Annotated in this window: 10 protein-coding genes; 5 read left to right on the forward strand and 5 right to left on the reverse strand. The window is 47.2% G+C overall.

Going from position 1 to position 11,983, the window contains the following annotated elements:
* Positions 1-79: 79 nt before the first annotated feature.
* Positions 80-1,411, reverse strand: coding sequence for an MATE family efflux transporter (locus ACOMHB_RS13400; RefSeq protein ID WP_252180058.1), 1,332 nt, complete (start codon positions 1,409-1,411; stop codon positions 80-82).
* Positions 1,412-1,428: 17 nt separating this feature from the next.
* Complete coding sequence (metH, locus tag ACOMHB_RS13405) at positions 1,429-5,136, reverse strand: methionine synthase (RefSeq protein ID WP_448216993.1); 3,708 nt, start codon at positions 5,134-5,136, stop codon at positions 1,429-1,431.
* 780 nt (positions 5,137-5,916) lie between these two features.
* Between metH and ACOMHB_RS13410 the strand changes: the two genes are divergently transcribed.
* The gene (locus tag ACOMHB_RS13410; RefSeq protein WP_448216994.1) at positions 5,917-6,396 is read left to right on the forward strand and encodes a nuclear transport factor 2 family protein; all 480 of its coding nucleotides are present in this window, start codon (positions 5,917-5,919) and stop codon (positions 6,394-6,396) included.
* A gap of 19 nt (positions 6,397-6,415) precedes the next feature.
* On the forward strand, positions 6,416-7,408 hold the full coding sequence (locus ACOMHB_RS13415) for an MBL fold metallo-hydrolase (protein WP_448216995.1): 993 nt from the start codon (positions 6,416-6,418) through the stop codon (positions 7,406-7,408).
* A gap of 75 nt (positions 7,409-7,483) precedes the next feature.
* Here ACOMHB_RS13415 and ACOMHB_RS13420 read toward each other — a convergent pair whose 3' ends face one another.
* Positions 7,484-8,683, reverse strand: coding sequence for a multidrug effflux MFS transporter (locus tag ACOMHB_RS13420; protein ID WP_448216996.1), 1,200 nt, complete (start codon positions 8,681-8,683; stop codon positions 7,484-7,486).
* Positions 8,684-9,008: 325 nt separating this feature from the next.
* Here ACOMHB_RS13420 and nfuA point away from each other — a divergent pair, with 325 nt between their 5' ends.
* Positions 9,009-9,590, forward strand: coding sequence for a Fe-S biogenesis protein NfuA (nfuA, locus tag ACOMHB_RS13425; protein WP_422133664.1), 582 nt, complete (start codon positions 9,009-9,011; stop codon positions 9,588-9,590).
* Between the two features lie 266 nt (positions 9,591-9,856).
* Here the strand turns inward: nfuA and ACOMHB_RS13430 are convergent, their stop codons facing one another.
* Together ACOMHB_RS13430 and ACOMHB_RS13435 are read right to left on the reverse strand one after the other, a co-directional pair.
* Positions 9,857-10,168, reverse strand: coding sequence for a hypothetical protein (locus tag ACOMHB_RS13430; RefSeq protein WP_448216997.1), 312 nt, complete (start codon positions 10,166-10,168; stop codon positions 9,857-9,859).
* 320 nt (positions 10,169-10,488) lie between these two features.
* Complete coding sequence (locus ACOMHB_RS13435) at positions 10,489-10,731, reverse strand: hypothetical protein (protein WP_448216998.1); 243 nt, start codon at positions 10,729-10,731, stop codon at positions 10,489-10,491.
* Positions 10,732-10,905: 174 nt separating this feature from the next.
* Between ACOMHB_RS13435 and greB the strand changes: the two genes are divergently transcribed.
* Together greB and ACOMHB_RS13445 are read left to right on the forward strand one after the other, a co-directional pair.
* The gene (greB, locus tag ACOMHB_RS13440) at positions 10,906-11,385 is read left to right on the forward strand and encodes a transcription elongation factor GreB (RefSeq protein ID WP_422133666.1); all 480 of its coding nucleotides are present in this window, start codon (positions 10,906-10,908) and stop codon (positions 11,383-11,385) included.
* A 105-nt stretch (positions 11,386-11,490) separates the two neighbouring features.
* Positions 11,491-11,955 carry a hypothetical protein gene (locus ACOMHB_RS13445; RefSeq protein ID WP_448216999.1) on the forward strand — a complete coding sequence of 155 codons (465 nt, stop codon included), beginning with the start codon at positions 11,491-11,493 and terminating at the stop codon, positions 11,953-11,955.
* Positions 11,956-11,983: the final 28 nt, after the last annotated feature.

Consider the following 11,983-nt stretch of genomic DNA (forward strand, 5'->3'; position numbering starts at 1 on the left):
TTGGCACATTTTGTCGTCTTGTGATCCTATCTATGATCTCACGGATCTGACGACAAAATGCTGTTATGTCGGGTAATTTCTAAATAGTGATTCTTTCCCATTTCCGGGCCTGCCAGACCATAACAAAAGCCAGTGAGCTGATAAGTCTCTGCAAAGCCTGTACCAGCCAGATTGCAGTCAGTCCCAGGCCCAGCACAGGTCCAACCAGCCAGCACAGTGGTAACAGGATTAACCACTGTCCGGCAGCTCTTATACCTAGCACCGTGCGATTTGCACCGGCACCCAGAAGGGCCTGTGTGAATACCAGAGAGGCCGCATCAAGGAAGATACTCAAACCGGTCAGCTGAAGCGGAATTGTTCCCATCTCCACAAGCGACTCCTGATGCAGGAAGAGACTCAGCAGGAACTTGGGAGCAAAAAGTAAGGGGATGCTCAGTAGTAGCAGTATACTGGCTGCGACCATGACAATATCCCAGCCCCAGCGCCAGGCTTTATCGGGTTTACCGGCTCCCAGGCTCTGGCTCACCAGGGTATTAGCAGCCATACCCATGCCCATACCCGGCAAAATCAACAACAGGGAAATATTCATCAGAACATGGGCTACAGCCAGTTCACTGGTTCCCATCTGGGCAATGATGGCAAATAGCATCATAAAACCAAGAGAGAACAGCATTTGTTGCAGAGAATCCGGAACAGCCAGTCGTATCAGTCGAAGGGTCTGCCCAAAGTCACGATTCATTAAAAACCTGAAGTCCATAAAACCTTGTTCTTTGGCGATCCCCAGAAGGCTGAACAAATTCAGCATGGTAGCGAGGTACATTGCGAGGAAAGTGCCAAGTGCTGCCCCGGCAACTCCCATTGCTGGTAATGGACCTATGCCATAGATAAGACCGAAACTCACCAGCGCATTGAAGAGGTGAGAGATGACCAGAATACGCAGAAAACCTGAAGGCCTCCCCGTGCCATTCCAGTAACCTCTGAAAGAGAGGCAAAGAGCGGCAGCAGCCAGGGACATGACACGAATCCGAAAATAGGTAACGGCAGTATCCTGCACTAGTGCACCCTGGTTAAAAATGTGCAATATCCATGGGGCTAACAGCATCAGCATAAGACTGACGGGCAAGGCAAAGAACAGGGCGATGATGATGCCATGGTTGACGGGCGTCGCACACAGACGACCATGGTCAGCCCCCAATCGACGGGCTACTTGCGCCTGTACGCCGGCAGAGAGCCCTGCCACAAGGGAGAGACCGACAAAGTTTGCATAACTGGCGGCACCCACTGCCGCCAGCGCTTCTTTTCCCAAGGGACCCACCAGGGCAGCATCGACAAGATTCAGAAGGCTTTGAGACAGCATCGCCATGATGATGGGGGTGCCCAGTTTCAATATGGTAGTAACGCGCTGTTTCAAGTAAACCTCAGACTGTGTTATTCAAGATTTGGGCGTAACCAGCGTTCGGCTTCTTCCAGACTTATGCCCTTTCGCTCAGCGTAAGAAGCAAGCTGGTCTTTGGCGATCTTACCCAGACCAAAGTATTTGGATTCAGGGTGAGAGAAGTACCAACCACTGACACTGGCTGCGGGCATCATGGCAAAGTGTTCTGTCAGGTTGACTCCGGTATTTTCCTCGCCATTGAGCAGCTTAAACAGTGTTGCTTTTTCGGTGTGGTCCGGGCACGCCGGGTAGCCGGGGGCAGGGCGGATACCGGTGTATTTTTCCTTAATCAGTTCTTCATTACTTAAGACTTCATCCGGAGCATAACACCAGAATTCCTTGCGCACTTTTTCGTGCATATATTCGGCAAACGCTTCAGCCAGCCGGTCAGCAAGCGCCTTCACCATGATGCTGTTGTAGTCATCGCCCTTGTCTTCGTAGGTGTTGGCCAGTTCATCCGCACCAATGCCCGCCGTGGTGATAAAACCGCCGACATAGTCTTCCAGTCCAGAGTTTTTTGGTGCAACAAAGTCTGACAGGCAGTAGTTTGGCTTATCATCCGGTCTTGGGTTCTGCTGGCGAAGATGATGAAGCATGGCTTTGACTTCGGAGCGATCTTCGTCGGTATAAACCTCAAGGTCATCATCGTTTACCTGAGATGCGGGCCAGAAGCCAATAGCCGCGCGAGCACCAATTTTCTTGTTCTCAACAAGATCTTTCAACATGGCCCTGGCATCATTGTAAAGGGTGGTGGCCGCTTCACCGACAATGTCATCTTTCAGGATATTCGGATATTTGCCCGCCAGATCCCAGGTGATGAAAAAAGGTGTCCAGTCGATGTAATCCACCAGTTTTTCCAGCGGGTAATCTTCAAACACTTTGACACCTGTGAAGGTTGGGGCGGGTGGTTGATAGTTGTTCCAGCCGGCATCAAAGCGATTATCAACAGCCTCCTCATAAGTCAGTAATTGTCGCTTATTACTGCGTTTCTCATGGCGTACTCGAATTTTTTCGTACTCGGCACGCGTCTCCTCGATCAGTCCCGGTTTCAGTTCTTTACTCATCAATCGTGTCGCAATACCAACACTACGGGAGGCATCGGTCACATAAAGTGCCAGATCATTTTGAAACTGTGGCTCTATTTTCACAGCCGTGTGAGCTCTGGAAGTGGTTGCACCGCCGATTAACAGGGGCAGGTGCATGTCCTGGCGTTGCATCTCGCTGGCGACATGCACCATTTCGTCCAGAGACGGTGTGATCAAACCGCTGAGACCAATAATGTCCACGTTTTCTTCCCTGGCTACCTGCAGGATTTTTTCGCAGGGTACCATAACACCCAGGTCGATCACCTCGAAGTTATTACAGGCCAGCACAACGCCGACAATATTTTTGCCAATGTCGTGTACATCGCCTTTAACGGTCGCCATCAGTATCTTGCCGTTGGACTGAACGTCGCCGTCTTTCTCTTCTTCAATGAAAGGAATCAGGTGGGCAACGGCCTGTTTCATAACCCGGGCACTTTTGACGACCTGGGGTAGAAACATTTTACCGGCTCCAAACAGATCACCGACTACGTTCATACCCTCCATCAATGGACCTTCGATAACATGAATAGGGCGATCTGCCTGTTGACGAGCTTCTTCGGTGTCTTCAACAATGTAGGTGGTTATCCCTTTCACGAGGGCATGTTCAAGACGTTTGTTGACGTCCTGTTCACGCCAGGAAAGGTCTTCTACTTTCTTCTGGCCGGTGCTGCCACCGCGATAGTCCTCTGCAATGGCCAGTAAGGCTTCTGTGGCTTCGTTATTGCGGTTGAGAATGACATCTTCAACCCGTTCACGTAGCTCTTTGGGGATTTCCTCGTAAATTTCCAGCTGTCCGGCATTGACAATACCCATAGTCAGACCATCTTTGATGGCGTGATACAGGAAGACCGCATGAATGGCTTCCCTGACCGGGTTGTTACCCCTGAATGAGAAGGAAACGTTACTAACGCCGCCAGAGATCATGGCATGGGGCAGGTTTTCCCTGATGTAGCGAGTCGCATTGATGAAGTCCACCGCATAATTGTTGTGCTCATCAATACCGGTAGCCACAGCAAAGATATTCGGGTCAAAAATAATGTCCTGGGGTGGGAAGCCCACTTCATTAACCAGAATATCGTAAGAACGCTTACAGATTTCTATTTTGCGGGCTTCGGTGTCAGCCTGACCGGTCTCGTCAAAAGCCATCACCACAACGGCAGCACCGTAATTACGGCATAGCCTTGCCTGATGGCGGAAAGCTTCTTCGCCTTCTTTCAGGCTGATAGAGTTAACAATGCCTTTGCCCTGAATGCATTGCAGACCGGCTTCGATGACATCCCATTTAGATGAGTCCACCATGACCGGCACTTTGGAGATGTCCGGCTCAGAGGCCACCAGATTCAGGAAAGTAGTGATAGCCCTTTTGGCATCCAGCATCCCTTCATCCATGTTGATGTCGATGACCTGGGCTCCGTTTTCAACCTGCTGACGAGCAACGTCCAGGGCTGTGTCGTAATCTTCTTCAATAATCAGGCGTTTAAAGCGGGCTGAGCCGGTTACATTACAACGTTCACCGACATTGACAAACAGCGAGTCTGCAAAAATATTGAAGGGCTCAAGACCACTGAGACGACAGGCGACAGGAATTTCAGGAATCTGACGTCTTTCGATAGACGTCATTCTATCTGCAATTGCCTTGATATGAGCCGGAGTACTGCCGCAGCAACCACCAATAATGTTCACCAGGCCGGATTCGGCAAACTCGGCAACAATGTCTGCCATTTCATCCGGAGTTTGATCGTACTCGCCAAACGCATTAGGCAAGCCCGCATTAGGGTGTGCGCTGATAAAAGTGTTGGCAATGTTGGACAGTTCTTCCAGATATGGACGCAGCTCACTGGCACCCAGGGCACAGTTCAGGCCTACAGAGACAGGATTGGCATGTTGCACAGAGTTCCAGAAAGCTTCCGTGGTTTGTCCTGAAAGGGTGCGGCCGGAAGCATCGGTAATGGTGCCTGAAATCATGATGGGCAGTTCATAACCCAGCTCGTCAAACAGTTCTTTTACGGCAAAGATAGCGGCTTTGGCATTCAGGGTGTCGAAAATGGTTTCGATCAGAATAATATCGGAACCCCCCTCAATCAGGGCAAGGGCTGCTTCTTTGTAGGCCATAGCCAATGCTTCAAAGCTGGTGTTGCGATAGCCCGGATTGTTGACGTCAGGCGAAATGGAAGCGGTTCTGTTGGTTGGGCCTAGCACCCCTGCTACGAAACGGGGCTTATCAGGGTTTTGAGCAGTGGCTACATCAGCCACTTCTCTGGCTATACGGGCTGACTCCCGGTTGATCTCCGGGACCAGATGTTCCATCTCATAGTCAGCCATGGCAATGGTTGTAGCGTTAAAGGTATTGGTTTCCAGAATGTCAGCTCCGGCATCCAGGTAAGACTGGTAAATCTCCTTGATGATCTCAGGGCGTGTCAGAGAGAGAAGGTCATTATTGCCCTTGAGGTCACAGCTGTGATCAGCAAACCGTTCTCCACGGTAATCTTCTTCATCCAGCTTATAGCCTTGAATCATGGTGCCCATGGCACCGTCAAGGATCAGAATCCGTTTCTCCAATTGCTCTTTAAGAAGGTTTGCTCTTGGAAAGTGTGCTCTTTCTTGACTGTTAGGCATGGGTACAGATTCCGGGCCAGTTCTCTCTATTGCCATGAAACAGGCCGTCAAGGTTTCAGTTTGACGGCTCACGGCTGCTTGTAGGTATTTTCAGGAGAGCGATGGTATCAGAAATGTGCCTCAGAGTGTGTACTTCAAATTACACATATTCATAGAAAAAGTAAGTAAAATGCAAGGTCGACTATGATACCGCTGTCGGCATAACGACGTTCAATCCCATACCACGATCGAATAAAATATTGGCGAGCTTAAACAGGCTATAGCCCAAAATCGTGCCAATATAGTGAATTTTCGCTTACTTTGGTTGAATAAATGACGCGGGTTTTGCGTCTTCGGGTAAGACCGGGAATGGCCACTCATGAATCCGTCATCAGGGCCAGTTCTTCAATTGTGGGCATTTGTTGTTAATACCTGCAGTGGCAGCTTGAATAAGGGTAAAATTGCTGAGGCTTAATATCAGCGATCATTGTTTATCCATTGCACCTGCCTGATACAAGGGCGTGACATCCTACCCCAGTTTTTTCGGTGTCATGGCAATCACTAATACACGATAATCTCCATTACAGAAGTGCTGTGCCGCAGCGAAACCAACACCATTGCAGTTATCCGTGATCACTGCATTATTCATGATATTTTTCCCATTTTTTACTGTTATTTTAATGGGTAGAGAATATCAACCTGAGCCTGTCAAAGTGACCCGTGAACGCTTTCGCGTGCGCCAGCCAAGTACCTTTACCTGATGGGTGGTATGTGATAAACCCTATGGGCTGAATGGATGGCATGGACAACTTAGAAATGGCGAATGATATACGCAGTTTACTGAACACCTTCAACGATGCGTTTTCGAATCAGTGTCTGGATCGGGTTATGGAGCATTTTGCTGACGAGTGCGAATTCCGAGAAATGAATGGTCATACTGCCCGAGGTAAACACAAGGTTCGTAACGCCATCAAATCAGTGTTTAGCGGTATGTACGGAAAATTAACCTTTATTGAAAAAAGTATGTTGGTTGATGAAGACAATAAAACAGCCAGTTTTGGGTGGTATTGTCAGCATGATATGCTACCAGTGGCAGGTATGTCGTTTAGCCAGAAGGTTATTGCCTCACTGATTAAGCTGCGTTTTGGTAAGTCGTTTCACTGGGAGGGTATGGATTATTTTGTGTTTGATGATGAGTTAAAGATTGTCAGTAAACAAAGTTATGGCCGTGCGGCGATACCAAAATTTATTTGCGGGCCTGCACCGCGTCAATGTGACTGATTGATTATGAGGAAGACCCGTGACTCTTTCTAAAAAACATCACCTCCCAAGCGGTGGCTTTCGCAATAATGACAAGATGGAAATGCATCACCGTTCGTTATGGAAAATTTTAAAATGGAAGTTATTTGAAAAATTACCGGAAAAAGTTTCGATTCCTATTGTGAAAGATGATCATTCGGTCTTTGAGTACTCAGATAAATCGCTGACAAGTTGGATTGGTCATGCGACTTTTTTGATTCGTCATCAGGGCATGAATATTATTACTGATCCTCATTTTTCTGAACGAGCATCGCCAGTGCAGTGGGCTGGGCCAAAGCGTTATTCACCTCCTGCGATAGATATTAATGCCCTACCTCATGTTGATGTGATATTGATTTCCCACGATCACTTCGATCATCTGGATCGACAATCTGTGTTGACGATCCAGAAAAGGCAGAAACACAACCCGCCGTTATTTATGTTGCCACTCGGATTAGGCCATTGGTTCAGCAGGCGGGGAATTGATAATTGGGTTGAACTGGATTGGTGGGAATCGCATACCCATCGTGGCTGGACGTTCACCGCAGTGCCGTGCCAACACTTTAGTGGCCGTTCCATCTTTCCTGACCGAACGCTCTGGTGTGGGTGGGTATTTGAAGCGCCTTCAGTATTTGCGAAACCGGGTAAACGCTTTTATTTTGCTGGAGACACTGGCTACAGCTCAGACTTTAAGGCTATTGGTGATCACTTTGGCTATATGGATATGGCCATGGTGCCCATTGGGGCCTATGAACCACGCTGGTTTATGAAAGAAATCCACGTTAACCCACAAGAGGCGGTGCGCATTCATCAGGATGTTGGCTCGCGCTTATCGCTGGCGATGCATTGGGGCAGCTTTATGCTCACCAACGAGCCGATGTTGCAGCCGCCGGAAGATCTACAGCTTGCCAAACGACAACAGAATGTTGCGGATAACGATTTTATTGTGATCAAGCCTGGAAAAATCACTGCTTTATTTGACGATTTATTATGACAAGGGCGGAGCTGGCATTCTCGACGGAATTGCTAAAGACTCTCGGCTCCTCTACTGTTTTGAAAATCGGGATGCTTATGCTGAAGCCTTAATATTGTCGTGGCTATTCTTTTGAAGGCAAAACCCAGCAACCAGGGTGGCAACCAGAGTTACACTGGCAAGCGTCACTGTTCCCATTTGTGGCAGTGAACCCACCAAACCACTGACTATTGTAGCCAGTAGCATTTCTATGAAGAAGATCAGTCCGGCAGCGGTGCCTGCATTGTTGATCATATGTTCGGTGGCTCTGGCCTGGCATAGGGGCATAAAGAGACCCAGTCCCAGCTCAAAGACAACCATACCAAACATATAACCCGGAATAGAGCTGCCATGACTCCACCAGGCAGTGGCAAAGGAAATGTTTGCACCTGCAGCCAGAGTGATCCAGGCAAGTCGAGTGCTTTTCTCACGTCCTAACCGGTCATTCAATTTGGGGCCATAGGTTGCACTGAAAAGGTAGCCCGCAATGGCTATCGCAAAAAGGAATCCATAAAATTTTGGAGCCAGGCCTAATTGGCTGATCATTACAAAAGGACCACCGGCGACAAAAACAAAAGCGCCAGAGAAGGCTGTGCCGGCAGCGATAGTGAACCGCAGATAGCGCCAGTCAGTTAATACGTCTTTATAGCCTGAGAGAATAGGGTGGCCAACGTGCCTGGGGATTTGATGTTTTTCAGGAATAAATAGCAGGCTCATCATCGCAATAATGGCCATAGCGCCCATGGCCAGAATGTTGTACTTCCAGCCTGCATATTCTTGAATAAATCCACCTGCGATGGGAGCCAGCATAGGGACCAGTGTCAGGCAGGCGCTGATATAGGACAACATCCTTACTTCCATTTTCTCTCGGAAATAATCTTTGGCCAAAATTCGGGCAACGGCAGTACCAAAGCAACCAAATACGGCCTGGGCAAAGCGTGCAGCTATGAACAGACCAATGTGATTGGTCAACAGGGTGGCAGCAGTGGCAAGCAGGTAGAGGGTATAACCCAGCATCAAGGTCTTTTTACGACCCAGGCGGTCAGCCAGGGGGCCCACTATGAGCATCGATATCGAAAAACCCAGCATAAAAATACCGATACTCCACTGGGTTGTAGCACTGTTACTGCCAAAATGTTCTGTTATAGCCGGGAGAGAAGGTGAATAGATATCGATAGAGACCGGACCAACAATGGCAAACACTGTCAGTATCATCAGGACAGTAGTGGAGTGTTTTTCTATATCTAATGAGCTCATGGCTGCGACTCGTTCTACTGAAATTTATGCTGGAAGGGATAAGTTCGAAAGGTTCGAAGGAATTAATTGGCCCTTATTTTTAGGCAAAATTCCCCTTTAACCTGGAAAAAGAGCGCGAAGGGTACAGGCTTTTGAACAGGGTAACAATCGTATAATTTCACATAAGACTGGGGGCTCACGAAGCACTAAAGAGACAAGTACAGCAATGGGGTGTAACCTGCCGTCGTTGAAGCACAAGTCTTTAATACCTGACTAGCCCACTGGGGATTTCAACATAACGCTGAATGGCATAGAATGTCGACAGAATGTTGAGAGGGTTCTTGAGTTGAAGATTACATTTGCGGAAGCAGCACAAAAGTACCTTGCCACCCTGTTGGAGAAACAGAATGTGGAGGGTATTGGGGTGCGCCTGTTCGTTACCCAGCCCGGTACTCCTTATGCTGAAACCTGCCTTGCCTACTGTAAACCCGGAGAGGAAAAGGAAGGAGATCTGATTCTTGAGCTGGAATACTTCAATTGCCATGTAGAAGGAAAAAGTGAACAGTACCTGGAAGACGCTGTTGTTGATTTCTCCGAAGATAAACTGGGTGGCCAGCTGACTATCAAAGCACCGAATGCCAAATTGCCCCAAGTCAGTGAAGACAGTCCACTGGACGAGAAAATCAACTATTTCCTACAGACCGAAATCAATCCGGGGCTGGCTTCTCACGGTGGTGTTGTTTCTCTGGTTGAGATTGATGAGGATGTTGCTGTTTTGCAGTTTGGTGGTGGTTGCCAGGGCTGCAGTGCAGTAGATCTGACTTTGAAAGACGGTGTCGAGAAAACTCTGATTGAACGAATTCCTGAGTTGAAAGGCGTCAGGGATGTGACAGATCACAGCATTACCGAGAATGCCTACTTCAAGTAAAAGGCTGTCTGTCTTAAGAGCCGGTTTATAGACTAATGGCACTCCTATAAGCGAGTCCATTCTTTCCATAAACCGGTTTTTTGTGCGCTGGAAAATGGTAGAAATAGCGAATTAGCATCATTTTGCTATGTATGTACAATATACAATCATATTTATTGCTATTAATTGAAGTGAGGCTTCGTTCGAACTTTGAAACTCATATAAAAAAAGAGGGACTGACTGTTAATCAGTCCACATTTGTCTGGGAGGGTATGGCAATCAAGCAATTATCTGGCAGTAATGGGGTTGTCTAATTCCTCTTTGAAAGAACGATGGTTCAGAGCTTTCCCGGCTGTATATCTCTTCTCTGGATTGGCTTCCAGTAGCTTAGGCAAGAGTTCTAAAATCATGAAACGATGCCCGGATCGAGTCTCTCTTTCCAATGTTTTATTACAGGCATCTTTTAATGTTTCGGCATAATCAACGATGGCCTTTCTGGAAGTCTTCAGCTTACCGGTGTTTTGCAGGGTCTCAACTATGTGTCCATCAGTAATGCTCTGGCACTCTCCAGGAGCAATACAATGAGCCATAGAAGCCATAGTGACACCCAGCGCCCAAATATCACCAGCTGTCTCATACCCTTTTCGTGGGAGAAAGCTTCTGGTGGCAAAAGTTCTGGATGAGGAACGTTAAAGATCGTGTCAGAAAAGTATTTTACCCGGTTCATCATGGATTTATCATGAAGTGCAGCACTGTCCTGATGTTCGGTTGCCATGCCAAAACCATCGAATCTAATCTGGTTATTATCTTCAACAATACATTCTTTACTGACACGGCCGTGGGCAAAACTTTTGCTATGGATGTAAACCAGACATTCCAAAACGGGTTTTATTTTGTCTGTAAATGGTTTTAAGGACTCTCAGGCCTTAGGGCAGACCAGTGCTGCGAGTGATCCCGAATAGGCTTTGAATGTTTTTCCATCTGCCTCAACAAGGCTTGGTAAATAGCTGGCTCCTGTATCCTGTGTTCTTTTTTTTGGTGCAGCTTCTTCAAGTTTGATATTTCGCAAAAATGCGTAGAACCAACTTTCTTTATATTGTTTTTCCAGTGTGGGTAATTTATTGGTTGGTTGGGCTAGGCCGGGTGTAGGAAGGGCTTTCATGGTAATCGTCCTTGATTGATCAATATTCACACCATAGATGAAAATGTAAATAAAATGACTGTGCTGGATGATATTGCTAAAACAGTGCCTTGATTGATTTCTATCTTTGATTAGGATGTTGGGTTAACTCATTTTTTTCTATAAAAAAAATGGATTTCACTGGATTGGCATTAAATGAAGTCGAATCTCATTACACAGGCAGGCAAAGACAAGCTTGAAAAAGAGCTGCATGACCTCTGGCGGCATAAGAGACCGAAAGTGACTCAGGCAGTTTCTGAAGCTGCAGCGTTGGGTGACCGAAGTGAGAATGCAGAGTATAAGGAAGGGAAAAGACTGCTGAGAGAAATTGATCGAAGAATTCGCTTTCTCACCAGGCGGCTTGATGTTATCAAAGTGGTGGATTATTCACCTGAGCAGGAGGGCAAGGCTTTTTTTGGTGCCTGGGTAGAAGTCGAGAATGAGGAAGGAGAAGTGCTCCAATGCCGGATTGTGGGGTCTGATGAAATTGACGTCAAGCGAGGGCACATAACCGTTGATTCACCCATGGCCAGGGCTTTAATCGGTAAGCAGGTTGACGATGAAGTACTGGTCAGGACGCCGGAGGGAAACAAAATCTGGTTTATCAACAAGATACAATACAAGCCTTTCCATTGACTTTGATGACAATTTCGGTCCTGGATCTTGTAACCAGAGTTCATAACAAAAGCGCAGAGCCTTTTGCTGTATTTTTACCTATGTTGGTTTTAGGGTGTATGACAGTTGGCCATAAACGTATATCATAATGTGCCCTTTTTCGTAGTGTTTCTGGTTTTTCCAGTAAATAAAGAACCTGTGAAACTGTATAAGCAAGTCATACTGTCAAATTTCTTCGTTGCCAAGATCATCCAATCTTGCGGCTCCCAGTGTACACACTTGGTAGAAGCCAACCTTGATATTGAATCTCGCGCGGACCGCACACTGTGTACAGAAGTGTTACACGGTGCGCACCACTATAAAGTGCTGACCAATCACTTGCTGCCGGAAGTTTGCCCGATTTGTGCTGCTATCCTGGCTAGAAGAATCAGTAATATGCCAAAAAAGCGGTTGATTTCTTCCAGTTTTCCCGATGAAGTTTGTGTGGAAGTGCCAGAATCACAAATGGACCTATTATCTGGTCTGACAGAAGAGATAGATATACTTGGAACTAAAGAGGTCACACAAGGACATCAATTCGATTTGTTTTAAAGGATGCTGACACAGTCATAAACTGACC

The organism is Endozoicomonas sp. 2B-B, assembly GCF_053470045.1.